Origin of the sequence: Brevibacterium spongiae (genome assembly GCF_026168515.1) — a bacterium.
In the GTDB taxonomy this organism is placed as follows: Bacteria; Actinomycetota; Actinomycetes; order Actinomycetales; family Brevibacteriaceae; genus Brevibacterium; species Brevibacterium spongiae.
Map to the genome: position 1 here is coordinate 3,507,930 of NZ_CP093443.1, position 24,527 is coordinate 3,532,456.

23 protein-coding genes are annotated in these 24,527 nt (G+C 67.5%); 4 read left to right on the forward strand and 19 right to left on the reverse strand.

Going from position 1 to position 24,527, the window contains the following annotated elements; translation table 11 throughout:
• Positions 1-338 precede the first annotated feature (338 nt).
• Complete coding sequence (locus L1F31_RS15835; protein WP_265418192.1) at positions 339-1,958, reverse strand: glycosyltransferase family protein; 1,620 nt, start codon at positions 1,956-1,958, stop codon at positions 339-341.
• 292 nt (positions 1,959-2,250) lie between these two features.
• Here L1F31_RS15835 and L1F31_RS15840 point away from each other — a divergent pair, with 292 nt between their 5' ends.
• Positions 2,251-2,817, forward strand: coding sequence for a GNAT family N-acetyltransferase (locus L1F31_RS15840; RefSeq protein WP_265418193.1), 567 nt, complete (start codon positions 2,251-2,253; stop codon positions 2,815-2,817).
• Positions 2,818-2,882: 65 nt separating this feature from the next.
• Here L1F31_RS15840 and L1F31_RS15845 read toward each other — a convergent pair whose 3' ends face one another.
• The 5 genes from L1F31_RS15845 to L1F31_RS15865 all read right to left on the reverse strand — a co-directional run bounded on the left by L1F31_RS15845 (position 2,883) and on the right by L1F31_RS15865 (position 8,543).
• Positions 2,883-3,929: an N-acetylglucosamine kinase gene (locus L1F31_RS15845; protein ID WP_265418194.1), complete on the reverse strand. Its 1,047-nt coding sequence runs from the start codon at positions 3,927-3,929 to the stop codon at positions 2,883-2,885.
• Positions 3,926-4,894 carry an N-acetylmuramic acid 6-phosphate etherase gene (gene murQ / locus L1F31_RS15850; RefSeq protein WP_265418195.1) on the reverse strand — a complete coding sequence of 323 codons (969 nt, stop codon included), beginning with the start codon at positions 4,892-4,894 and terminating at the stop codon, positions 3,926-3,928. Before murQ ends, L1F31_RS15845 begins: the two co-directional genes overlap by 4 nt.
• A complete protein-coding gene (locus L1F31_RS15855) occupies positions 4,891-6,399 on the reverse strand; it encodes a sodium:solute symporter (protein ID WP_265418196.1) in 1,509 nt (502 codons plus the stop codon). Before L1F31_RS15855 ends, murQ begins: the two co-directional genes overlap by 4 nt.
• Before the next feature lie 102 nt (positions 6,400-6,501).
• Complete coding sequence (locus L1F31_RS15860; RefSeq protein WP_265418197.1) at positions 6,502-7,767, reverse strand: anhydro-N-acetylmuramic acid kinase; 1,266 nt, start codon at positions 7,765-7,767, stop codon at positions 6,502-6,504.
• Entirely contained in the window at positions 7,764-8,543 is a 780-nt protein-coding gene (locus tag L1F31_RS15865) for a GntR family transcriptional regulator (RefSeq protein WP_265418198.1), read from the reverse strand. Before L1F31_RS15865 ends, L1F31_RS15860 begins: the two co-directional genes overlap by 4 nt.
• Positions 8,544-8,763: 220 nt before the next feature.
• Here L1F31_RS15865 and L1F31_RS15870 point away from each other — a divergent pair, with 220 nt between their 5' ends.
• On the forward strand, positions 8,764-9,084 hold the full coding sequence (locus L1F31_RS15870; protein ID WP_265418199.1) for a 4a-hydroxytetrahydrobiopterin dehydratase: 321 nt from the start codon (positions 8,764-8,766) through the stop codon (positions 9,082-9,084).
• Positions 9,085-9,321: 237 nt separating this feature from the next.
• Positions 9,322-10,362, forward strand: a complete 1,041-nt coding sequence (gene mgrA / locus L1F31_RS15875) for an L-glyceraldehyde 3-phosphate reductase (protein ID WP_265418200.1) — start codon at positions 9,322-9,324, stop codon at positions 10,360-10,362.
• Between the two features lie 97 nt (positions 10,363-10,459).
• On the opposite strand, the gene L1F31_RS15880 is transcribed toward mgrA, so the two are convergent.
• The 11 genes from L1F31_RS15880 to L1F31_RS15930 form a co-directional block, all read right to left on the reverse strand.
• Positions 10,460-11,095, reverse strand: coding sequence for a hypothetical protein (locus L1F31_RS15880; RefSeq protein ID WP_265418201.1), 636 nt, complete (start codon positions 11,093-11,095; stop codon positions 10,460-10,462).
• A gap of 9 nt (positions 11,096-11,104) precedes the next feature.
• Positions 11,105-12,265 (reverse strand): phosphotransferase, encoded by a 1,161-nt coding sequence (locus L1F31_RS15885; protein ID WP_265418202.1) that lies wholly within the window; start codon positions 12,263-12,265, stop codon positions 11,105-11,107.
• Positions 12,262-13,584, reverse strand: coding sequence for a phosphotransferase family protein (locus tag L1F31_RS15890; RefSeq protein WP_265418203.1), 1,323 nt, complete (start codon positions 13,582-13,584; stop codon positions 12,262-12,264). Before L1F31_RS15890 ends, L1F31_RS15885 begins: the two co-directional genes overlap by 4 nt.
• Positions 13,581-15,569 carry an ABC transporter ATP-binding protein gene (locus tag L1F31_RS15895; RefSeq protein WP_265418204.1) on the reverse strand — a complete coding sequence of 663 codons (1,989 nt, stop codon included), beginning with the start codon at positions 15,567-15,569 and terminating at the stop codon, positions 13,581-13,583. Before L1F31_RS15895 ends, L1F31_RS15890 begins: the two co-directional genes overlap by 4 nt.
• Positions 15,566-16,840: a glycosyltransferase family 4 protein gene (locus tag L1F31_RS15900; RefSeq protein WP_265418205.1), complete on the reverse strand. Its 1,275-nt coding sequence runs from the start codon at positions 16,838-16,840 to the stop codon at positions 15,566-15,568. The genes L1F31_RS15895 and L1F31_RS15900 overlap by 4 nt, the downstream gene beginning before the upstream one ends.
• A gap of 92 nt (positions 16,841-16,932) precedes the next feature.
• A complete protein-coding gene (locus L1F31_RS15905; RefSeq protein ID WP_265418206.1) occupies positions 16,933-18,222 on the reverse strand; it encodes a glycosyltransferase family 4 protein in 1,290 nt (429 codons plus the stop codon).
• Positions 18,212-19,513 carry a glycosyltransferase family protein gene (locus tag L1F31_RS15910; RefSeq protein WP_265418207.1) on the reverse strand — a complete coding sequence of 434 codons (1,302 nt, stop codon included), beginning with the start codon at positions 19,511-19,513 and terminating at the stop codon, positions 18,212-18,214. The genes L1F31_RS15905 and L1F31_RS15910 overlap by 11 nt, the downstream gene beginning before the upstream one ends.
• A 97-nt stretch (positions 19,514-19,610) precedes the next feature.
• Positions 19,611-20,270 (reverse strand): response regulator transcription factor, encoded by a 660-nt coding sequence (locus L1F31_RS15915; protein ID WP_265418208.1) that lies wholly within the window; start codon positions 20,268-20,270, stop codon positions 19,611-19,613.
• Positions 20,267-20,677: an ATP-binding protein gene (locus L1F31_RS15920; protein WP_265418209.1), complete on the reverse strand. Its 411-nt coding sequence runs from the start codon at positions 20,675-20,677 to the stop codon at positions 20,267-20,269. Before L1F31_RS15920 ends, L1F31_RS15915 begins: the two co-directional genes overlap by 4 nt.
• Positions 20,678-20,714: 37 nt before the next feature.
• Positions 20,715-21,818 carry a HAMP domain-containing protein gene (locus L1F31_RS15925; RefSeq protein WP_265418210.1) on the reverse strand — a complete coding sequence of 368 codons (1,104 nt, stop codon included), beginning with the start codon at positions 21,816-21,818 and terminating at the stop codon, positions 20,715-20,717.
• Complete coding sequence (locus tag L1F31_RS15930) at positions 21,754-22,149, reverse strand: hypothetical protein (RefSeq protein WP_265418211.1); 396 nt, start codon at positions 22,147-22,149, stop codon at positions 21,754-21,756. The genes L1F31_RS15925 and L1F31_RS15930 overlap by 65 nt, the downstream gene beginning before the upstream one ends.
• Before the next feature lie 129 nt (positions 22,150-22,278).
• Here L1F31_RS15930 and L1F31_RS15935 point away from each other — a divergent pair, with 129 nt between their 5' ends.
• The gene (locus L1F31_RS15935) at positions 22,279-23,100 is read left to right on the forward strand and encodes a DedA family protein (RefSeq protein ID WP_265418212.1); all 822 of its coding nucleotides are present in this window, start codon (positions 22,279-22,281) and stop codon (positions 23,098-23,100) included.
• Between the two features lie 20 nt (positions 23,101-23,120).
• On the opposite strand, the gene L1F31_RS15940 is transcribed toward L1F31_RS15935, so the two are convergent.
• The gene (locus tag L1F31_RS15940; RefSeq protein ID WP_265418213.1) at positions 23,121-23,981 is read right to left on the reverse strand and encodes a shikimate dehydrogenase; all 861 of its coding nucleotides are present in this window, start codon (positions 23,979-23,981) and stop codon (positions 23,121-23,123) included.
• Entirely contained in the window at positions 23,978-24,526 is a 549-nt protein-coding gene (gene aroQ, locus L1F31_RS15945; RefSeq protein WP_265418214.1) for a type II 3-dehydroquinate dehydratase, read from the reverse strand. The genes L1F31_RS15940 and aroQ overlap by 4 nt, the downstream gene beginning before the upstream one ends.
• Position 24,527 lies beyond the last annotated feature (1 nt).

Below are 24,527 nucleotides of genomic sequence, written 5' to 3' on the forward strand. Positions count from 1 at the left end.
AGCTATGTCATGCATTATGGCTTGACCAGCTACAACGTTCCACTCATACAGCTCGAGAGCGCGTGCCCTATCCCCATCGCATTCATTGACATAGCGTTGAAAACGGGAACCGCCGAGCCAGGCATCAATCCACCGGTCTGACATGTGAGCAGTATGCCAAAAAAGCAGTGCCCCGGCGACATGGTCGAAACCAGCGGTCCACACGGGGCTTACGCTCTCTATGATATTCCGAAGTTCTTCTCGCCGCAATCGCCCGAGCCCTCCGGCAGCCCCGACTCAATCAATCACGACGTGTGCAATGCCGACTAGTCTGTCCGCGCCGGCCCCAAGGCCCGTTCTCACACGGCTTTACGACGGAGCACCCCTCCGGCCCTCTTCTCCGTGACGTCGAAGCGTTCGCGGTAACGGCCGGTGAGCAGGCACCACTGCGAATACAGCGCGGTCGAGGAGTTGAAGACCAACAGAGTGAGCGGATAGAGCAGCCATTGCAGCCACATCGTCACGCGTCGTTCGCGGGGAACGTGGATCGGCCGCGGCGGCAGCAGCGCGTTGAACACAACAATGGAGACGATGAGTCCGATCATGCCGATCTGCTGAATGATGCCCACGGTCATCGGCATCCGCTCCACCACCGAGGTGACCTGCCCCGTCTGCGAGGCCACGACGAAGGGGATCCAGCCGCCGATGGCGATGATGATCGAGATCGACGCGAGGCTGACGTGCCCCTCGAGCAGCGAGAAGAACCGCAGGACTCCCGGCCAGAACGGAGACCGGGCGTCGGGGGCGAAAACCCGGACCCCGACATAGGGGACGTCGGAGGCTCCGTAGGACCAGCGGCTGAGCTGTTTGAACTGAGCGACCATCGTGGCCTTGAACGTCCCGGCCTGCACCGCATCCTGGAAGATCGGGACATGGATGGGCACCACCCGGTAGTCGCCGTTGAAGTGGAACCAGCTGCGCCAGTACTGGTGCCCGTCTTCGACGATGGTCCGCTTCGACCAGAACCCCATCTCGACCAGTGCGGTGAGCGGCTGCGCGTGGGACGCGAAGTTGCGCAGGGCAAGACGGCGGACCGTGGTCGTGAGGTTCCAGAAGCAGTTCGCGCTGGCCACGACCCGAGAGGGCGCCGGCACATCCCAGATGTTCGTGATGTAGAGGCTGATCGGCTGGAACGACAGCCGTTCCCGATCCGGTGCGATCGCATATTCGTAGGCGACGCAGTCGAAGTAGGACTCGTGCGGAATGTTGTCGCAGTCAAGGCTCGTGACGATCACCCGCCGCGGGTCGATGGCGTGGTCTCGGACCCATTCGGCCAGTCGTTGTCCGGCATAGGTGATGTTCGCGCCCTTGCCGGCGATCTCATCGGGCAGAGCGGCTGGGTGTTCGACGAGAACGAAGGCACCGAAGCGGTGACCGTATTCGGCTTCGAGTCGGCGCGCTGTCTCGGCCATCGCAGGGCCGCCGCGTTCTTCGTGGGCGAAGAAGACGAGGAGCTTTTCGGGTCTTGTCGATGTGTGCAGCAGGGTGCGGATGGTGTCGGCGATGACCGGGTACGGCTCGTTGTAGGCGGCCACGACGACCGCATGCAGCAGCGTCGATGGCCGCATGATCGACCCCGGGTCGGCGCTGACCTGCGCCACAAGGTCTGCGTGTTCGTCGGCTCGGAACCCTCCCCGAGGATGTGCCAGAGCCTGCCGCCCGTCCATGGCCCGTTCCAGGTCGGTCAGTCGGGCGGCCCAGTCGACCCGCGCGCTGCGACGGTAGCGGAGAAAACCGCGGGCCACGTCGATCGCCCCGAGCATGGCACGGACGAACATCAGACCGACGATCGAGATCACATAGACCGCTCCGAGCTTCGCGTCGATGAACGGAAGGATGAACACCAGTCCGACCGCGGTGAAGCTGATCGCCGCCGGCAGCGCTTCGAAGAACCGATATGTCGGAGTTCGTGGGCCCATCGGCAGTTCGAGATCGGTGGGTGGAAGTGCGCCGGAGTGCCGAGTCCTTGCACCGGGCAGCCGAATCCTCGCACTTGGCGGCCGGTGGTCGACCGGCGCCGGCCGGAGTTTCTGAGGAAGTGTTTCGCCCGAAGGCAGTGATTCGCCTGCTGGAACTGGTTCGCGGTTCGCTCTCACTCTCTCGATCCTGCGCGCCGAGGCTGACCGTCAGTTTGTGCGCAGGTGCAGGTCAGGTGAACATTTCGTGCCGATGCCCGTTCGGACAGCATGTGTTGTCGGGTAGCATCCAGTCATGGCTCACACCGTCCGCCCGCCCGTGCCCGCCGATGCCGACGCCATGGCGCGCGTCCACGTCGACACGTGGCTCGAGACCTATCGCGGGATCATGCCCGATGAACTCCTCGATGCCCCTGACCTCCTCGACCGCCGCCGTCAGATGTGGACGAACATCATCGCCGAGGCGGATCCGTCCAGATTCACCTGCGCCGTCGCCGAAACCGACGACCGGATCGTCGGCATCGCCATGGCCGGTCCCCCGGAGGAGGGCGAGAACCGGCAGGGCGCGAGTCCGGAGGACGAGGGCGGCTCCGTGCTCGGCCGCGACAAAGTCGAGCACCCGGAGGATCGGCACCTCTATGTGCTCTATGCCTACCGATCCATGCACAGAACAGGTGCCGGGCAGGATCTCCTCGACGCCGTCATCGACCCTTCCGTGACGACGGCCCTATGGGTGGCCGACCCGAATCCCCGCGCCCAGGCGTTCTACGCGAAGAACGGCTTCATCGCCGACGGCACCGTCAAGACCGATGACTATGACGGGGTGCGTGAGGTGCGGATGGTGCGGTCTCCCAGGGTGTGATTTCGCTTCAGGTCACGCGAAACGCGAAAAGAACGTCGCCGGCGACGACTTTTTCGACTTTCGCGTTACCTGGCGTCCTGGCCGGTCCAGACGGTCCGATCCTGTGCGCTCAGTTTCCCACCGGCACCGAGGCGGCCGAGCGTGAGTGCTCCGTCGAGCGGTCCGCCGGCGGGCTCGACGATGGTGACATTCGGGTGGAGACGGGCGGTTTCGGTTCGGAACCCCTCGACGAGGTGGCTCCCGGCAGCCGCGACTCCCCCGGTGAGCGCGATGTGCACCTGCATATCGGCTGCGCGAGCGGCGGCGACGGCACTGCGGGCGGCTTCCTGTCCGGCACGGCGGAGCAGCTCGGCCGAGGCTGCGTCTCCGGAGCGAGCGGTCTCGGCGATGTCGATGACGAATTCAGCGAGCAGCCCGGCCCGGTCGCTGCGCGTATAGAACTGCCCCGGCCACGTCGCGGGTGGTCCGAATCGTCGGGTGGCCGCCTCGAGCAGGGACCGACCGTGGTCGTCGATTCCGTCGTGAGTGCGTAGGGCGAGTTCGAGTCCGTGGCGGCCCAGCCATGCTCCTCCCCCGCGGTCGCCGAAGAGGTGGCCCCACCCGTCGGCACGCGACCAGTCAGCCGACCAGTTGCCATCATCGTCCGGGCCCGGGTGGGCGATGGCGATGGCTCCGGTGCCGAGCACGGTGATCGCCCCGCCGGTTCCGCCGAGGGCGCCGAGGTGGGCGGTGACGGCATCGATGGCAGCGACCGCGGGCACCCCGAATTCGGTGGAGATGTCGGTCAGTGCCTCTGTCGGGTCTTCCGCCAAGGAGGCGATGCCGGTGGCGCCGATGCCGATGCCGGTGACCTCAGAGAAGCGGTCGGCCCAGGTCTTCGCGGCCGTCCTCACGAGTGTCCGGACGATGTCGAGGACGGTGCTGCCGCCCGGTCCGATCTCGATGCGGGGTCCGGTCATCTGGTCGAGGATGCGCGGTCCGGCGCCCACCCCGTCGGACGACACTTCCGAATCGCTGCGAGGCTCGCTGTCGACGCTGCCGTTCAGGTCGACTGCACCGAGTGCGGCTCGGCTGCCGGTCCCGCCGATGTCGATGCCGAGGATCAGACTCATGCGCCACCGACGAGTTCGGCGATTGCGGCCCGGACCGAACCGTCATGGGTCTCCAGTGTCGACGCTGCCAGGGCGGGGGCCGCCTCGGTGAAGGAGACGACGATCGCGGTCTTGAGGTCGCCATCGCAGCGCTCGAGCAGGTCCCTCGCATCCTCATCAGACAGGTCTGCGGCCTCCATGAGGATGCGCACGGTGCGTTCGCGCAGCTTCGCATTCGTGGCGACAACGGAGACCATGAGGTTGTCCCACGTCCGGCCCAAGGCGACCATGAGCGCGGTCGAGAACCCGTTGAGGGTGAGTTTCTGCGCAGTGCCGGCCTTGAGCCTCGTCGACCCGGTGATCACCTCGGGGCCGGTATCGAGCACGATGTGATCATCGGCCTTCTCCGCCAATGGGGCGTGCGGATTGTTCGAGATGAGCACGGTGTGCGCACCGTTCGCCCGCGCCGCGTCGAGCGCCCCGCCGACGTACGGGGTCGACCCGCTTGCGGCGATGCCGATGGCCACATCATCGGGTCCGAGTTCGGATCCGGTCGCACGCCCGTCGGCCGCGGAGTCCTCGGCGTTCTCCACCGCGTTGACCAGGGCCGCCTGGCCGCCGGCGATATGCCCGATGACCCGACCGGGTTCGAGGTTGAACGTCGGCAGCAGCTCACTCGCGTCGAGGACCCCCAACCGTCCCGAGGTGCCCGCACCGAAGTAGTGGACGCGGCCGCCTCGGCGCATGCGTGTCGCGCTCGCGTCGACGAGGCGGGCCAGCTGCGGCAGGGCCGCTGAAACCGCGTCGATGACGGCGTGGTCCTCAGAGTTGAGGACGCGCAGCACCCCGAGGGTGTCGAGTTCGTCGAGACCGGAGCTCGCCGGGTTGCGCTGCTCGGTCGGCGACAGGGGACGTGCGGTCGACGCCGCCGGCGTCGCTTCCGGCGACGGGGTCGGTCGGGCTGAGCCGGGCTGGGAGGAGGTCATGGGCGGCTGCTTCCTTCCACCTCGGCGATGGGCTCTTCGACGACCTTGGTCTTGTGGCGCAGGCCGAGCAGCCCGCCGACGATGAAGGTGACGATGACGCCGAGCAGCGGGTACCACTGCCACGCCACCCACACCTCACCGGTGACGTACTTCTCCATGACGAAGAAGAAGGCGTTGACGGCCACGGCCAGGGCGAACGCGATGTTCGCATCCGCGGCCCGGGCGCGCTTGTTGACGATGCCGAAGACGAACGCGCCGAGCAGACCGCCGTAGGTGATGCCGGCGATGCCGAGGGCGAGGATGACGATGTTGCCGGAATCGGACTCGAAGATCGTGGCCGGGAGGATGAACGCGATGCCCCAGCCGATCGTCGCCCAGCGACCGACCTTGAAGCCCTGCTCATCGGTCATCGGGGTCCGCTTGAGCTTCGCGTAGACGTCGTTGACCGTCGACGAGGACAGGGCCGACAGCGACGAGGACAGCGTCGACATCGCAGCGGCGAGGATGCCGGCCAGCAGCAGCCCGGAGACGCCAGTGGGCAGGCCCTCGATGATGAACAGCGGGAAGATCTCATCGTCGCGGGTCAGACCGAGATCGGCCGGCAGCGCGTGATCGTAGTAGGCCCACAGGGCCAGTCCGACGAGCAGGAAGATCGCGAACTGGACGACCACGACGAAGCCGGAGGTGATGAGCGCCTTCTGCGCCTCGAGCTTCGACCGGCAGGAGAGCAGGCGCTGAACGATGAGCTGATCGGAGCCGTGCGAGGCCATCGCGAAGACCGCACCGCCGAGGACGGACGGGATGAACGAGGTGTCCGCGGAGATCGGATTGCCCTCGAAGACGAAGATGTTCGCCTTCCCGGCTTCGACCGCCTCGGCGAACCATCCGCCGCCGATCGATGCGGAGATGATGATGATCGCGAGGATCCCACCGAGGACGTAGAGGAACATCTGCGCGACGTCGACCCAGACCACGGCCTTGATGCCGCCAATGAACGTGTAGACGATCGTGACCAGCGAGAGGACGACGATGATGACGAAGTAGTTCGTGTGGATGCCGAGCCCGTCGAGGATGACCTTGAGCGGGATGGCTGCGGCGAGCACGCGGATGCCGTCGGCAAGCAGGCGGGTGAAGAGGAACGTCACACCGGCCGTGGTCTGCGTCGACTGTCCGAAGCGTTTGCCCAGGTAGGCGTAGGCGGTGATCATCTCACCGTCGTAGTAGCGCGGGAGCATGAAGTAGGCGACGACGACGCGGCCGAGGATGTAGCCGAAGCCCAGCTGCAGGTAGTTGAGGTCGCCGAGGTAGCTCATCACGGGGATGCCGATGACGGTCAGCGCGCTCGTCTCGGTGGCGACGACGGACAGGCAGACGGCCCACCACGGCAGGTCGCGCCCGCCGAGGAAGTAGCCCTTGAGGTTCTTCTGCTTGCCGCTCAGCGCCAGTCCCAGCCACGCCGTTGCGACGAGATAGGCGATGATCACCAGGAGGTCGATGATCTGCATTGGTCTCTCCTTGTTGGGGTATGAAGTCTTGGTCGGGGTCGGGTTGTGGGGTCGTGGTCGGGGTATCGGGTCTGAGCCGGGATATCGGTGGTGCTGGCCGGTTCAGTCGGCCAGTCTCAGCCGGGCGGGTCGTCGGTGGAGGGGTTCGGGCAGCTGAAGCGGCCCGTCACCGGGTGTGAAGCGCCCGGCGATGCGCGGGCCGCGTGCCCCGGTCAGGCTCGGTTCGGTGCCGTCGAGGCCGTGCCAGCTCAGCCACCCGAGGAGCGCCATGAGCAGCGCCTCCTTGCTGCCTTCCGGCAGCCCGAAGGCCTCGTCGGTGCTGGTCAGTTCGACGTTCTCGCCGAGCTCTTCGCCGAGGCGGCGCATGAGTTCGGGATTGCGAGTCCCACCTCCCGACGCGATGACGGTGGTGACGTCGTGACGGCGGGCCGCCTCGGCGATGGTGCGCGCGGTCAGTGCCGTGACCGTCGCGATCTGATCATGCTCGCCGAGGTGGGGGTGGGACCTGAGGTATGAGTCGAGGTAGGCGGCGTGGAAGAGTTCCTTGCCCGTCGATTTCGGGGCCGGGAGCTCGTAGTACGGTTCGGTCAGCAGCTCGGTGAGCAGCTCCTCGTCGACGGTGCCGGCGGCGGCGAGCGCACCGTCGCGGTCGTATCCCTGCGAACCGTCGGTGATGCGGCGGGCGAGAATGTCGATGAGGGCGTTCGCCGGCCCCGTATCGAAGGCGACGGGATCCTGATCAGGGGCGATGACAGTGATGTTCGCGATCCCGCCGAGGTTGAGCACCGCGGTGGGTGCGGTGGCGTCGGCCTCGGTGGCGTCGGCCTCGGCGGCGTCGGCCTGGGTGGCGTCGGCCTGAGCGGCATCCGAGAGAAGCAGGGAGTCGAGCAGCCCGACAAGCGGTGCGCCCTGACCGCCGGCGGCGACGTCGCGGGAGCGGACGTCGGAGAGCACGGGAACTCCGAGCCGCTCGGCGATGAAGGCCGGCTGCCCGAGCTGGAGGGTCGAGGTGACCTGCCCGTCGCTGATGTCATGGCGGACCGTCTGCCCGTGGGAGACGACGAGGTCGGGGCGCAGGTCATGGTCACTGCAGAGTTCGGACAGTGCCTCGGCGGAGAACCGGCCGAGGCGCGCGTCGACGCTGCTGACCAGGGACAGCGGAACATCGGCGGGTTCGAGGAGGCGGAGGATGTCGGCGGAGAGCTCCTCATCGAAGGGGGTTTCGCGTTCGGCGAGGATGCGCACGGTCAAGGTCGTCGGGTCGGCGCCGACGAGGTCCGAGCCGACGGTGGGGTCGGGCAGGAACTCCGCGATGACGAGGTCGAGTCCGTCGGCGGAGGTTCCGGTCATGAGTCCGGCGATGATCATGGCTGCTCTCCTCCTGAGTGCGCGGGAACGGCGCCGTCCGGGGTGGCGTCTGCGGGTCCGGTCGGTGCGATGTCGACGGCGGGGACGGTGAGCTCGGTGCGGACCTTGTAGCGGTCGCCGCGGTAGACGGAGCGGACGAATTCGAAGGGCCGGTCGTCGGCACCGCGGGAGATGCGTTCGAACAGCAGCGCGGGTGAGAGTTCTTCGACACCGAGGTGCTGAGCTTCGGCGGCGTCGAGGAGGGTCGGCTCGATCGTCTGCACGCTGTGGTTGAGGCGGATGCCGAAGTTTCTGCGCAGCAGCTCATAGAAGGACTGGTTCTCGAGGTCACCGGCATTCAGGCCCGGGACGAGGGCTGAGGGGACGTGGAGTTCTTCGAGGGCGATCGGCTCGTCATCGGCCAGGCGCAGACGCAGCACCGCGATGACGTCATCGTCTTCGTCGAGGTGAAGGCGGCGGGCGATGTGCGCGCCGGCCCGCGCGGTGTCGAAGCTGAGGATGTGCGAACCGGGACGCATTCCGCGGGCGAGCATGTCCTCGGTGAACGAGCTCGCGGCCAGAGGCTGGTCGAGTTTCGGCCCGAGGGCGAAGACGCCGGTGCCGTGACGGCGGCGGACCATCCCCTTGGCGACGAGTTCGTCGATGGCTCGGCGCAGGGTCATCCGGGAGATGCCGAGGGTCTCGGCGAGCTGACGCTCCGGAGGGAACTGCTCTCCGGCGGTCATGTCCTCGAGCCGGTCGAGGAGCTGGTCGCGGATGGCGTGGAATTTCGTCACGACACCATTGAGGCATAGGACACACCTCAATTTCAAGACCACTGGTCTATTTTGTGGTGGAAGGCGGGCGTTATGCCTCTCGCTGCTCTCGCGAATTCCGAGTTCTCGGCCCTCAGATCAGGCCGATTGCGCCCGGGAAACCGAAGGCAGGAACAGGCCCGAGCGGCGGAAGAGCCCAGGAGGGGTTCACGGATGACGTAAGAGTCCCTAGCATGAAGCCATGACTGCATATACCGGACAGAACCTGACGGACGCACTCAAGAACAACGGCCTGACCGGCTGGCAGGACCGCAAAGACTCGATCGGCACCCGGCTGCTCACCGGTGACTTCGCGACCGGGCTGGAGCTGGTCAACAAGATCGGCGCCGCCGCCGAGGATGCCGGCCACCATCCCGACATCACCCTGACCTTCCCCCACGTCGACATCCAGCTGACCAGCCACGACGCTGGGGCCGTGACCGAACGCGACCTCGACATGGCCGGAAAGATCAGTGAGCTGGCCGCCTCGGCGGGGGTGAAAGCGGACCCCGACGCCGACTGACTGCGGCTGACTGTCGACTGCTCACCGACTGACCGGCAGGTCAGGGGGTCAGGGCGGCACCGCGTCACGGCATCAGGGCGTCAGGGCGGCACCGCGTCACGGCATCAGGGCGTCAGGGCGGCACCGCGTCACGGCGTCAGGGTGGCAGGACGTCACGGCGTCAGCGGACGGAACCTCCAGCGGTCCCGGACCGTACTAGTCTGGGGTCAAACCATCCGCGCGAAGCCAGGAGAACCTGTGTACCTAGCCACCGAGAACCGCTACGACTCGATGACCTTCCGCCCGGTCGGCCGTTCCGGACTCGTCCTGCCGGCCCTGTCCCTCGGGCTGTGGCATAACTTCGGCGATGACGTCGCCTTCCAGAATCAGCGCGATATCGTCCGGAGGGCCTTCGACCTCGGCATCACGCACTTCGACCTGGCGAACAACTACGGCCCTCCCCCGGGCTCGGCGGAGATCAACTTCGGGCGTCTGCTGCGTGAAGATCTCCACCCTTACCGCGATGAGCTCATCATTTCGACGAAGGCCGGCTGGAACATGCACCCCGGCCCCTACGGCGGACCCGGCGGCAGCCGCAAATACCTGCTGGCCAGCCTCGATGCCTCGCTGCGCCGACTCGGCCTCGACTATGTCGACATCTTCTACTCCCACCGCCCCGATGCGTCGACCCCGCTCGAGGAGACCATCGGCGCGCTCGATACCGCCGTGCGTTCAGGCCGAGCGCTCTACGCCGGCATCTCCTCCTACTCCGCTGCCGACACCGCCCGGGCCTCACAGATCGCCCGCGAGCTCGGCACCCCGCTGCTCATCCACCAGCCTTCCTATTCGATGATCAACCGGTGGATCGAAGACGACGGACTGCTCGAAACCACTGCTGACGAAGGCCTCGGCGTTATCTGCTTCTCGCCGCTGGCGCAGGGGCTGCTCACCGGCAAGTATCTCGATGGGGTCCCCGAGGACTCGCGTGCCGGAAAAGAGAAGCCGTCGTTCAAGGACGGGTTCCTCAGCGACGACAACCTCGCCCGCATTCGGGCATTGAACGACATTGCTGCCGCCCGCGGTCAGTCCCTGGCGCAGATGGCGCTGGCCTGGGCGCTGCGCGACGATCGCGTGTCCTCGCTGGTCATCGGGGCCAGCCGGGTCGAGCAGCTCGAGCACAATGTCGCGGCCCTCGACGCGGCGCCGCTGACCGCTGAAGAGCTGAAGGCGATCGACGAATTCGCCGTCGACTCCGGGGTCGACATCTGGGGCGATGCCCGGCGCAGCACCGCGGAGTGAAGTGCCGTCCCGGCACTCAGCAGTGAGGCACGCCCGCGATCAGCGAACTGAGCTGCGGCCGCGCCCGGCGGGGTGAGGTGCTGATGTACGCCCGCGCTCAGCGGCGAAACTCGACGGGAATCGAGTACGCAGCCAGGAGTCCCCGCAGCTGATCGACCAGTTGCATGAAGCTCGCGGGACTCGTGTGCATGGAAAGGTCGGCCCGGATGTCCGGTCCGCTGCGGCGGCGGATGATGAGCTCGTGGACGATCTCAGATCGCCCGACCAGGGTGGCGGCGAGCTCATTGCCCGCAGTTTTGGCCATCGTCGTCGACCACATGGTTGGCCGGGGACCGATGCGAGCATGGACCGAGATGAGGTCCGGATAGTCCGCCGAGCCCAGTCCGACCACCGAGATCCCGCGACCATCGACGGTGAGCACCGACTGCTGGGGAGCCTTCCGCAGCTTTCGGACCCGCGCGAGAATGACGACGGCGACAATCGTGAAGACGATTCCGCACACCGTGATCCCTCCGCCGATCGCCCAGCGGGCGATGCCCTTGTTGCCCGGATCGGCCGAAGAGACGGCATCGAAGATGAATCCTCCGAACAGCAGGAACCCGAGGCCGCAGAGCAGCGCCCACCCACCGATGATCGCGCAGACGATGCCCACGCCCCGGGAGAACCGTGAGATTCTGCCCACCGCGTGGGGATTCGCCGGCAGCACCCACCCGGCCCGGTCACGCACCAACATCCATCCAGACTAGCGGGTCGACGTCGGCCGCCTCACCGCCCCGGACCAGCTCGCCTCGACAGCGTCGAGCAGTGCCCCCGCGCGGTCGCGCCAGGCCGGCCTGAACGCATAGACGCAGGCGAGCCGAATGAGGGTGGCCCGCTCGTACACGCCTACCCGGCCCGGATCGATCCCCGCCGCCGAGGCGGTTCTGTCGATTTCATCGATGACCACGGCCGCCTCGGTTGTAGTCCACAGACCTTGCTCGGTGCGCCACCGGGCGTGCGCGCGCAGATTGCCGAGGTCGAGGGCGCGCTCACCCAAACACGCCGTATCGACGTCGAGCAGCCCGGGACCGGCGACCGGATCCCACATGATCTGCTTGTCGTGCAGGTCCCGGTGGATGAGGCCGAACGGTTCGCCCCTCGCCGAGGCGGTCCCGCCGGTGGGTTCGCCCGTGGCCTCGGCATTCGGATCCGCCCTCGGATCCGATATGGCCCCGCCGGTGAGTTCGCCCGTGACCTTCGCGATGAGAGCGTCGAGGTCATCCGGCCGAATGCTCGCTTGGTTACCGGAGGCTGCGGTGAGCACAGGCAGGGCACGGTCGCGCCAAGTGCGGAGGACATCAACCTCTGCCGCAGCGTCATGGATCGGCATCGCCGTCGATGTGAGCGGCACCTTCGCCCAGGCGTCGAGAGACTCGGCCCAGGCTCGCGCCCAGTCAGTGCCAAGCTCAGCAGGTTCGTGGAGTTCGACTCCGGGCACCACACTGAGCACAACGGTCGAGGCATCGGCTCGCAGAACCTGCGGGAGCGAGAAACCGGGAAGGAACCCCGCCGCCCTCCGCTGCCCGACGAGGACATCGGCGGCCCGGCCATCGCGAACGCATTTGGCGAAGCTGCCGTCGGCCAGACGGACGACAGCACGTTTGCCCGGTCGGTGCGAGACCAGTCGGCCTCCCTCCTTGAGCAGCTCTGCGAGTCCGGGAAGCTTCGGGTCGTGGTCGGCGTCGAGGACCTTCACTCCGTGTTCGCCGAGGTAGCCGACCCGAATCCCGTGACTGGGGTGCACCGCTTCCCACGCAATGCGGCCTTGGGAGGCGGGCCAAGCGCGCCGCACCTGCCAGTCGAGCTCATCGATGGTGACAGTGCCAGGGATGCGGAGGGCGATGTCCTCGATCACTGTGCTCATACCGTCGCTCCTTTCACGCGGGCGCCGCCGTCCAGATTGCGCGGTCCGCCCTCCATGCCGTCCGGTCCGCCCTCCACGCCGTCCGTCCCGTCCTCCAGCCCGCCTGACCGGTCCTCCAATCCGTCCGGCCGGTCCTCGATCGCGTCGATCGCGGCGTCGATGATCCGCATCGTCTCGTCCCTCCATGTCGTGGAGCAGCTGCGCCATGGTTCGAGTGCTGCCACGAGCATCGCCCAGGCCGTCCATGCGCCGAGGTCGGTGTCCTCGCCGCCGGCCGAACGGTAGCCGTCGAGGAAGGGCTGTTCGAGTGCGTGCAGCCCGGCATTGGTGCGGCAGGAGGCGATCCACCGGCCCAAGTCCGCCCCGATCGGACCTCTGCCGGATCGGTCGAGGTCGATGATCCGGCATTCGTCACGGCCGAGAAGCACCTGGTCGGGGCTGAGGTCTCCGTGGATCTCCCGCAGGGTCTGCGTCGCTGCGATGCGCGGACGGAGTTCGGCGATCAGCTCGTCGACGTCCGCTTCCCGTTCCGGCAGCAGACGCGACAGCGAGCGGCCGGCAGTCTCGACCTGGTTGATCGGGTCCCTGTCAGCAGCCCAGTCCCGTCCGTTCGTCTCGGTCGGGTCGCCACGGTGCAGTTCGGCGATGATCACCCCGACCTCGTCGGCCGCGTTCGGATCCGGATGGTCGCGCAGATCGCCGATCCCCCACCACGGCGAACGGGTGGCGGTCTCACACCCGCCGATGAACTCGACCGGCAGGCTCGGCAGCCGTCTCTGCTGCCAGCGGTGGGCCGCCTCGGCGAGGTGGCGCTGGGAATCCGCACTGATCCGCACGAATTCCGGTGCCCCGTCCATCGGGGTGTGCTTGAGCAGCAGCCGCCTGGCGGGGTTGTATCCGATGATTTCGATATCGCCGCCGAGGTGGTCGAGCGTGCGGGCGACCTGCTTGCCGATCTTCGGGTCGGCAAGCACCCCGCCGCTGACCAGCACGGCTCCGCTCGCGCCTGCCGAGCGAGGATCGGCAGCCTCGTGGATGGTCAGGTCCTGCCCGTGCCGGGCTGCCCGCCGCTGTGCATTGGCGAGTTTGTCGGGGCTCGTCATCACTGCGGTGAACCCGTGATCGGCGAAATCACCGAGGCTGCTCGGTTCCTCGCGCTGCCACGCGACGATGGCGCTGCTGCCCGGTTTCACGCGGATCCGGTGGGGCCGGACCGCGAATCCCAGACGTCGGGAGAGCCCTTCGGCCGATCGCAGCTCGTCGACAAAGGGCAGCTGTGCAAATCGCGTGTCCGCGGGTGCGACTGACGGTACGGTCATGATGAGGCTCCTACGTAGACGGGTGCGTTGCCGACGGTGGGCGGCGCGGTCGGACGGGGGCCCGCGGCCGCCGGCACCGGGCCCGCCGCCGGTGCGGACGACCTCGGCGCCGCACCGTTCGGCAGGGTGTCCTCCTCCGGCGCAGTGTCCGCCGACACCACGGCCTGTGTTGGCTCCGGCACGCTCTTGGCTTCGTCGGCCTGCGATCTGATCCACCGCGCGAACCGGCTGCCTTCGTCCGCGGCGAGTTCGCTCGGTGCTCCGTCCTCGACGATCCGCCCGTCCTCGAGCCACACCACCCGGTCGAGTCCGCGGATCATCGCCACATCATGGCTGATGACGATGCTCGTACGTCCCGTTGTCAGCGCGGAGACTGAGTCAGCCACCTCGGCGCGGGTCTGCGGGTCCAGTCCCGTCGTCGCTTCGTCGAAGACGACGACCGGGGCGTCGCGGATGAGGGCACGCGCGATGGCCAGCCGCTGCCGCTGCCCGCCCGAGAGCGTGTCCCCGCGGTTGCCGAGCTCGGTGTCGTAACCGTCGGGCAGGGAGCGGATGAACTCATCGGCGCGGGCGGCACGGGCAGCGGCGACCACCTCGGCGTCGGTGGCGTCGAGGCGGCCGTAGCGGATGTTCTCACGCACGCTGGCGGCGAAGAGCACGGATTCCTGGAGGAGGACGGACACATTCTGGCGCAGTGAGGCGCGGGTGACGTTGTGGGTGTCGTAGCCGTCGAGGTAGATCGCCCCGGAATCCGGCTGGGACAGTCGCAGCAGGTAGCTCATCAGGGTCGATTTGCCGGCCCCGGAGGCCCCGAGGATGCCGATCTTCTCACCCGAGGGGATGAGCAGGTCGAGCCCGTCGAACAGCGGTCGGCCGTGCCCGTCGGCCGAGGTGATGCTGTTGAAGACGACATCGCCGGAGACCGGTCCCATGGTCACGGCGTTCGGGGCGTCGGCGATCTCGACGGGTTCGTCGAGCAGATCGGCGATCCGCTCCCCCGAGGCGGCTGCGCGGGCGATGCGGCCGGTGTACTTGGCCATGTCCCGCAGCGGTTTCATCGCGATCTTGAGGTAGAGGAGGAAGAGGACGAGGTCGCCCGGGGACATCGCCCCGCGCAGCACCTGCCACCCGCCGAATGCGAGCACGAGCGCCTGCGAGATGCCGACGAGGACATCGGTGGACCTCTCGAGTCCGGCGGCCAGGCGGCGTGCTCGAACACCGGCCTTGAGCGCGCGTTCGTTGCCGTCGGCGAAGTCGCGGGCCACGGTCTTCTCGAGTCCGTAGGCCTGGACGACGCGGATGGCACCGAGCGCCTCGGCGGCGGATCCGACCAGACGGCCCTCGCCCTTGCGGGTGGACCGGGAGGCCTTCGTGATCTTCGGGGTCGCGACCTTCGACAGGAGTCCGTAGACCGCCGCGGTGACGAGCACGATGGCGCTGAGCACCGGGTCGAGGACGACCATGACGACGAGCAGGACGGCGAGGGTGATGAGGTTGCCGACCAGGGGCAGCCCCGCGGTCACAGCGACCTCCTGCAGCCGTCCGATATCGCCGACGAGACGTTGCGAGGTATCCCCGATCGAGGCCTTCGAGTGGTATCGCAGCGACAGTGACTGGACATGGTCGAACACGCGGGAGCGCAGCTGGGTGGCCACTCGGGCACCGACGAGAGCGAAGCAGATCGTCGAGGCGTAGTTCGCCGCCGCGCGTCCGCCGACGATGACGGCCAGGCCGATGGCCACGACCGCAAGCGTCGTGCCGACCCCGGCGTCGAGGCCGAACGTCGGCGCGATCTGTGCCCCCAGCGCCGCGGTGACCGCATCGACGGCGATCTTGATCGGCCAGGGCTCGAGGATGCGGAAGACGACGTCGGCCAGCAGCGCCGCCATACCGCCGATGATCAGCCACGTGTGCCGGCCCAGGTGCGGGCGGATGATCCGCAGTGTCCGCCGCAGGGCCGAGGCCGTGAGCTTCTTCGCGCTCATGCTCTCACCGCCGAGGCGGGACGCCGTCCCGACACAAACGATCCCCTGTCGACGGGAGCAGTAGCGGTATCGACGGGAGCAGCCCTCGCCCGGGCCGGATCGGCGTCGGTCACCGGCGCGAGGATCTGCCGGCAACGCCTGGTCCAGGAATGGCTGGCCAGGGCATCCGCCCGGGCCCGAGCACCCATCTCCGCGCGCAGTTCGGCGTCGTCGATGAGCTGCTGCAGGGCGCGGGTGAGATCCGCGGTGTCGGCAGGGTCGGTGAGGATCGCGGCTCCGCTTCCAGAGAGCACGCCGGGGATGGCCCCGACCCTGGAGGCGACGACGGGCAGCCCTGCCGCCAGATATTCGTAGACCTTCAGCGGTGAGAAGTAGTTCTCCCCGGCCGGGTATGGAGCGACCGCGATATCGAATTCGCGCAGCGCTTCAGGCACGGATTCGGGGCCGAGCGCCCCATGGAAGCGCACGCGCCCACCGAGTCCGAGCGCCCGGACCTGCTCTTCCAGGGCATCGGCTTCGGGACCGTGGCCGACGATGTCGACGCGGAAGTCCCCGACCAGTCCGGCGCAGGCGGCGATGAGCCGATCTGTGCCGTGCCAGGGTTTGAGCGTGCCGACGAATCCGATCCGTACCGGCCCGTGCGCACGCCGGTCGCCCTCGCCGAGGCGGCCGTGGCCGCTGCGTGGGGTGATCCGTTCCGTATTCACTCCGTTGGGGACGACGCTGACGTCGTCGAGTCCCGGATAGTCGGTGCGGACCCAGTCGGCGACGAGTTCGCTCACGCAGACGATGCGGTCGGCTCCGGCGAAGCTCGCCGCGGTGGCCCGGGCGGCGTGTTCGGCGTGGACGAGTCCGCGGTGGGTCCGCTGTTCTTCGAGCAGCGGCGCGTTGACCTCCATGATGAGCGGCACATCGAGGCGGTCGCTGATGCGGGCGCCGGCGGTGGAGAACAGGGAATAGCGTTCGTAGACGAGGTCGAATCCCTGCCCCGAGGCGGCCGTGGTCTCCGTGACGAGATCGGCGAGCATATCGGATAGTCGCAGCAGCGCGATCTCACGCTGGCCCCGGTCGAGGCCTCGCGGCACCTCGAGTCGAGTGACGTCGAGGTCCGCGAGATCGGCGGGGATGTCGTCATCGGTGCGGGTGCAGAACACGCTGACCTCGTGGCCGAGGGCGCGGAAGGTGCGCACGACCTCCTGGACGTGGACGCTGGCACCTTTCGTGCCGAAGACCCCGATGCCGGGGTCGAGGAGGACATAGGCGATTCTCATGACACTGACTCCATCTCGCGGACGGTGGGGGCTGCGGGAACTGTGTCCGCGGCGATCGCCGCACGATCGGCCAGGCGCGCGAGTTCACGTGCCTAGACGGCCGAGTCGTGCATGTCGCGCACACGGTCACGCGCGGCATCGGTGACGGCACGGATGACGGCGGGGTTCGTCTGCAGGGCGGCGGCCACCTCGGCGATGGTGGAGGCGATGTTCTGCTCATCGGCCCCGTCGACGAGCCACCCGGTGCGGTCGTGGTCGATGACTTCGGGCACGGCGGTGACGGCGCCGGCGATGCACGGGATGCCTGTGGCCATGCCCTCGAGGAGCACGGTGGGCAGGCCATCGGCGTTGCCGTCGGAGCCGATGACGAACGGGGCGACGAGGATGTCGTGGTCGGTGAGCATCTGCCGGACCTCGGCCTGGGTCAGTGCGCCGTGGAAGGTGACGAGGTCGTCGAGTCCGAGCGTGCGGGATTGTGCCCGCAGCTCCTCCTCCAGCGGACCGGTGCCGACAAGGTCGAGGCGGCAATCCTTCCCGTCTGCGCGCAGGCGAGCCAGTGCGTCGAGGAGGTGAGCGAACCCCTTCTTCTCGACGAGGCGGCCGACTGCCAGCAGGGAGGGGAGACCTCCCGTGCGCGGGACGTCGCCCATTGCACCCGGCCGCGGACGGTAGGGGAAGCGGTCGAGTTCGAGGCCGTTGCGCACGACGACGATCCGGTCGGACAGCTCGGGTCCGAGCACCGTCTCAAGATACCGCCGGTTGAATTCGCTGATGGCGATGACGTGGTCGGCGTCGGCGGTCTTGCGGGCCAGGTCGGTGAGCACGACATCCTCGTGGAAGATGTCCTTCGCATGGGTCGTGAACGAGTACGGGATCCCCGTCAGCGCCGCGGCCGCCCTGGCCGCGGTCGTCGCTACCGAGGCGAAGTGCGCATGCAGGTGCGTCACCTCGTGGTCGAGTGCCAGTCGGGCGAGGGTGATGGCTTGGATCGCATCGTCGTGGCCCAGTTCCGCCAACTCGCCGAGGTGGCCCGACAGGGCCGTGGTCAGCCGCGGATCCGCTGCGGCTTCGGCGAAGGTCTGCCAGAAGCTGCGAGCACTCGACGGCCGGTCGATGTGGATGACCTCGGCACGGACACGGGCGAGTTCGGGATGGAACCGGGTGTCCGTGCTCGGACGCAGGGAGAAGATCACGAGGTCTTCGCCGGCGGCCTCGCGGGCGAGGATCTCCGAGACGATGAAGGTCTCGGAGAAGCGCGGGTACATCTTGAGCACATACGCGCGGCGGCTGGTCGGACGTGCGTCGGGCGTCGGGGCCGCCTGCGAGGACATCGTCGGTGTCAGTGTCGGTGTCGGAGTGGATGATGTCGTCTCAGACAGCATGGCTGGTCTCCTCGAGTGTGATGGGCAGACGGCTGGGCATCGCGGCTGCCGTCGCCGGTGTGGAATCGGACAGCGGTGCCGGTGTCGGCTTTTGTGTCGGTGCGGAATCGGATAGAGGTGCCGGTGCGGCTGCGCGGACCGAGCGGGCGTCGGCGATGAGTTCGCCCGCCAGACGGGGAACCGTGGTCAGTCCCGTCAGGTCGATGTGGGAGCGGTCGGCCCGCTGCCCCACCACGTCTGCGAACCAGTCGCTGAGCACGTCTGCGCTGAGGTTGTCGATCGTGTGTGCGTCGACGGCTCCGGCTGCGGCGAGTGCGAACGCGCGCCGGGGCTGTTCGGCGCGGTGGCCCTTGCGCGGGACGACGAGTGCGGGGGTGTCGGTGGACATCAGCTCGGCCAGAGTGTTGTAGCCGCCCATGCACACGACTGCTCTCGCGGAGGCGACGAGTCCGGGGATGTCGTCACTGTGGCGGATGACGGTGGTGGCCGTGCCGGCGCGGGCCCGCACTCGGTCGAACTCCTCGGTATCCATCTGCGGTCCGGTGACGATGAGGTGGCGGTGCCCGTCGGGCGGTTCGGCTTCGACGGCGATGGAGGCGAGGCTGCCTCCGTCGGAGCCGCCGCCGAGGCAGGTGAGGACGAAGCGGCCGGTCCCGCGCGCAGCCGGTGTGGAACCGCCGTCGTCGGGGCGGTGGTGGGAGAGGTAGCCGGTGGTGACGGCCTTGGCGGCGAGCGCTGCGGGAACTTCACCGGTCGCTCGCGGGTCGTAGACGTCTGCGTCGCCGTAGATCCAGACTGCGTCGAAGGAGTCGGCGACACGGGCCGGTCCGCCGACCTTCTCCCATTCGGCATCGATGACGGACGGGGTGTCGAGGACCTCGCGCAGACCGAGGACAGTGCGGCAGCCGTGGTTGCGCACCTGGTCGATGGCTGTGGCCAGTTCTCCGCCGATGCCGAAGGGGTGGCGGTCGACGATGAAGAGCTCAGGTCGCTGCTGGTCGAGGATCGCAGAGATCGCCGCCGTCCGCAGTGCGCTCAGCCCCGCCATCGAGGAGGCGAGCGCCCGCGGGGCGTAACCGCCGGCTGCGGGGGTGACGCCGGGCAGGATCACCCAGTCCCAGCCGTCCGGCAGGTCGAATCGCGCGGCTTCGGGGCTGCTGGCGATGAGCAGGCCGGAGACCTCTCGCCCGGTCAGGCTCGGCAGGTCCCGGTCCAGGGCGAAGGCCAGAGCCCGGTTGCGGCGGATGTGGCCCAGTCCCAGCGAATCGTGGGAGAACAGTGCGATTCTCAATCGTCTTCTCATACATCTCAGCTTGTCGGCTGCGATTAAGATGAAATTAAGACGCGGATGAGAATGGTCTTAGGTTCAGTCCACGGTGCTCTTGAGCTCAGTCCACTCGGTATCCGAAGCCGCGCACCGTGGTGACGAAGTCGGTGCCGAGCTTCTTGCGCAGATACCCGATATAGACGTCGACGACGTTCGAGCCGGGGTCGAAGTCGAATCCCCACACGTGGGAGAGCAGCTGTTCGCGGGAGAGGACGTTGCCGCGGTTGCGCAGCAGGATCTCCGCCAGAGTCAGTTCTCGAGCCGAGAGCTCGACGAGGCTGTCCTTGACCCACACCTGCCGTTTGAGCAGGTCGATGCGCACCTCACCGCGGACGAGCTCCGTGACCGCCTGTTCCTGCGGGGTCTCCTTGAGCCGCAGGCGCACCCGGGCGAGGAGTTCGGCGAACCGGAAGGGTTTGATCATGTAGTCGACTGCCCCGGACTCGAGTGCGTAGATCGTGTCGTCCGGGTTGTCCCGGGCGGTGAGCACGAGCACCGGCAGTTCGGGTCGCTGCTCTCGCAGCTGCCCCAGCACGGTGAAGCCGTCGAGACCGGGCAGGCCGATGTCGAGGATGACGAGCGCGAAGTCTCCCGTCAATGCCAGGTCCCGCCCGGTGATGCCGTCGGCGGCGGTCTGCGGACTGAATCCGGCAGCGGTCAGCCCCTTCGAGATGAAGGCGGAGATCCGCTGCTCGTCCTCGATCACCAGAATGCTCTTCACTGTGCCCCTTTCGGCAGGATCATGCGGAACTGTGCGCCGATGGAGGTCTGGTCGAGCACGACTGTGCCTCCATGCGCCTCGGCGATGGCGGTAATGATCGACAGTCCCAGACCGAAGCCGGACCCGTCGGTCGACCCGCGGCAGAAGCGGTCGAAGATGTCCTCGGCGATCTCCGCGGGCACACCCTCTCCCTCATCACGGACCCAGATGTGGACGGATTCGGCTTCTTCCAGGGCGCCGAAGACGATCGCCTGGCCGTCCTCGGTATGTTCGACGGCATTGGCCGCCAGCTGCAGAAGCGCCTGCGTCAGACGCTGCCGATCCCCGCGGAAACTCAACGATTCGGGCACATCGAGCTTCCATTCCCGGTCTCCGAGCCCCTTCGCCTTCGCCAAGGATGCGGACACCAGCTCCCTGAGATCCACCTCGGCGAGGCGGACGAAATCAGGGCCGGGCCCGAGCGAGCAGAAGCAGCTCCTCGACGAGGCGGCCCATCCGATCCGTCTCATCGAGCAGCATCGTCCGGGTCTCCTCGACATCGTCGACATCCTCTGCGTTCATCGTCTCGAGGTGGCCGCCGAGGATGGTCAGCGGGGTGCGCAGCTCGTGGCCGACATCGTCGAGGAAGCGTCGCTGCGCCTCGAATGCGGCCTCGAGTCGGTCGAGCATGTCGTTGAAGGTATGGCCGAGCTCAGCGATGTCGTCATGTCCCTTCGTCGCCAGACGACTGCTGAGATCACCACCGGAGATCGACTGAGCGGTTCGCCGCAGCTCGGTCACCGGTGACAGCAGTCGACGAGCCAGCAGTGCGGAGATCCCGGAGATGAGGAGGGCTGCCGCGAGCGCCACCACGACGTAGATCTGCATGATCTGCACGAGGTCGCCCTGGCTGGCCGAGACATTGTGGACGACAACGAAGGCTCCGAGCCCGTTCGACGCACCCGCCCCGCCGGCGACTTCACCGACGCCCTTCGTCCGGGTCGTCGACTCGGTGGAATCGGTTCGAGAGTCCGCATTCGCGTCTTGCCCCGCCTCGGTGCCGGTGATCGGGAGGACGAAGCCTTCGTAGTCGACGCCGTCGACGCTCAGGCGGATCTCCCCTCCGCTCTCGGCCGACCTGGCCACAGCGGCCTCGAAATCGCCGGAACTGCCGAGCAGACCTTCCGGTTCGCCTTGGTAGAGCACGCGACCGTCGGTGAGGAACGCGAAGAGCGTCTCATCCTCATCGGGTCGGTTCTGGCCGAGGAACTGGCTGAGGATCTCATCAACCGAGCTGAATGGTCTGCCGGTCTGAGGATCGATCCCGTTCTCGGAGAAGGTCCGCATCTCCCCGATCTCCTGGGACATGGACGCGGTGATCCGGCTGGAGACGTTGCTCGACTCGACCGTATAGAGGATGACGCCGACGACGGAGAGGGTGAGCACTGACAGCGCTGCGACGGCCAGCGTCAGACGGTTCTGGACGGACAACCCGACGCGGCGTTCAGTCGTCATCATCGTCACCGTCGTCGCCGCCGTCATCGTCATCATCGCCGTCGTCGCCGTCATCGTCATCGCCGTCGTCGGGGACTTCACGAGGCGGGTTCGGCACCGGTTCGTAGGAATGCTCGAGTTCCTGCGGCTCTTTCGACTCCGCGCCCGACGCGTCGCCTCCGTCGGAGGGGCGGCCGCTGGAGTCTGTGCCGGCGGTGCCGTCGTTGTCGGCTTCGGCGGTCTTGCCCGGTTCGGAGGTTCCCGTCGGTTCGGGGGTCACCTCGACGGGGCTGAGATCCGGCTGGTCCGGTTGGGAGGTGCCGCGCACGATGAGGACGGTGAGAATTGCGAGCATGATGACGAGACCGGCCACAATCCAGCCGAGAATCTTCGATCGTCCGCTCACAATCACCACATTGCCCATGGCAGACGGCAAAGTCGAGCCGCAGGCGATGAGAGTCTTCTTAAGTGGGCCGTTCGGACGCCTGTGATACCGTAAGCGCCGACCGCCCCGACGACCGGCAGGAGCCCACCGATGAGCGACGATCGCGCGGACCGCGACGAGGCTGAGACCGTCGGCTCTGCGTCAGAGTCCTCATCGAACGCCCCCGACCAGGCCGAGTCCGCGTCACAGTCCCCCGGCACCGAGGCGGCTGCCAAGGAGAATCCGTGGGCGGCGCTCAAACCCTGGCAGGGCAAGGCCGCGGGCCTGGACAAACTGCTCCTGTTCATCATCATCGGCGTCCCGCTCATCTATCTGGGCCTCATGCCGCTGCGACCGTGGATGCTCGTCAACGCCCCGGTCGTTCAGGAGTTCATCAACGGCGCAAAGACCTCGATCGTCGCGGCCGCCGCCTATGCCCGCGTCGGTGAGATCCCGCTGTGGCTGGTCATCGTCGCCGGCTTCGTCGGCATGGCCAAACTCGACTGGGCGTTCTGGCTGGCCGGACGCCGTTGGGGCGACGGTGTGCTGCGGCTCTTCGCCCAGAACGAACGGCAGCTCAAACGCATCAACCAGCTGAAGAAGATCCCGAACTGGGCGCTGTTCCTCATGACCGTGATCTCCCGCTGCCCGGGCATCCCCGGCACCCTCGTCTACCTCGTCGCCGGGTGGACGCGGATGCGGCTGTCGCTGTTCCTCGCAGCCGACCTCATCGGCTGCCTCATCTTCACCCTCATCTGGACGGTTCTGGGCTACCAGCTCGGCGAGACCGCCGTCGACGTCCTCAAGGTCATCGATAAGTACGCGCTGTGGCTGACTTTGGCGCTCATCGTCGGCATCTTCGCCGTCAGCTTCTTCAACGAATACCGGAAGCAGAAGAAAGCGGAAGCGGCCGGAGAGACCGCCGAGGACTGAGCCTCAGGTCCCCGAGGACGTCAGGTCCCGAAGGACAGGAACGTATCCCGCATCCGCTGCGGGTCCGCCTTCTGTCCGCTGAAGAGTTCGAACGCGTCGATGGCCTGATTAACCGCCATTCCCGAACCGTCGAGCGTGCGGCATCCCTTCGCCCTGGCTTCGGCGAGCAGCTGCGTCTCGAGCGGGAAGTACACGACGTCGGCCACCCAGGTGTCGGCATCGAACACCGAAGTGTCGACCGGGGTTCCCGGGTAGGCTTTCATTCCCATCGGGGTGGCGTTGACGATCCCGTTCGCCGAGGCGGCCGCCGCCTCCAGCTCATCGAGTCCGATCGCCCGCGCCCGGACCTGCGAGTCCGTGACTGTCCCGATATCCGCCGCCAGACCGGCGGCCCGATCGACATCGGTATCGGCGATGATGAGTTCGCCGACTCCGAGTTCGGCCAGGGCGAACCCGACCGCACGGCCGGCCCCGCCCGCGCCGATCTGCACGACCGCCTCGGCGGCGGCACCGTCCAATCCGGCACGGAACCCGGCGGCGAATCCGGTGACGTCGGTGTTGTGACCGGTCGTCTTCCCCGCAGCGTCGATGACGACGGTGTTGACCGAACCGATGCGCGCGGCCACCGGGTCGACGGCGTCGAGGAGATCGATGACCTGCTGCTTGAACGGGTGGGTGATGTTGAGTCCGTCGAATCCGAGCCGGATCGCCGCGCTCAGCAGCTCCTCGAGGCCGACGCCCGCCAGTCGCGGTTCGGCGATGTCGATCGTGCGGTAGATCGTGGGGATGGAGTGGGCGGCGCCTTCGTTCTCGTGCATGCGCGGGGTGCGGGAGGCGGAGATGCCGTCGCCGATGAGTCCGAGGAGGAGGGAAGAGGTCATGGTCTCGCTTTCGCGGTCGGGAGCAGGTCGATGAGAATCTCCATCGCGTGGACGTAGCCTTTCGCGCCGGCTCCGGCGATGACGGCGGCGGCCACGGGTGAGAGATAGGAGTGGTGGCGCACGGCTTCGCGCGCATGCGGGTTGCTCAGGTGCACTTCGATGATCGGGTGGTCGTAGGATTTCAGCGCATCGTGGAGGGCCAGGGAGGTGTGCGTGTAGGCTCCGGCGTTGATGATCGCTCCGACTGTGGAGTGCCGGGCCTCGTGCACGGCGTCGATGAGCCCGCCCTCATGGTTGCTCTGGATGCAGCGGACGGCCAGTCCCGCCTCGGCGGCGGTTTCCGAACACATCGCCTCGATGTCGGCCAAGGTGGTGCGGCCGTAGATCTCGGGTTCGCGTTCGCCGAGCAGGTTGAGGTTGGGGCCGTTGAGAATGAGGATCTCGGGCACGGTCTGATCGGGTTCGGTCGGACTGGGCTCGGTCGTCTCGGGCTCGGTCGCGTCGGGATCGGACTCGGCGGGATGGGACTCGGCGGGATGGGACATG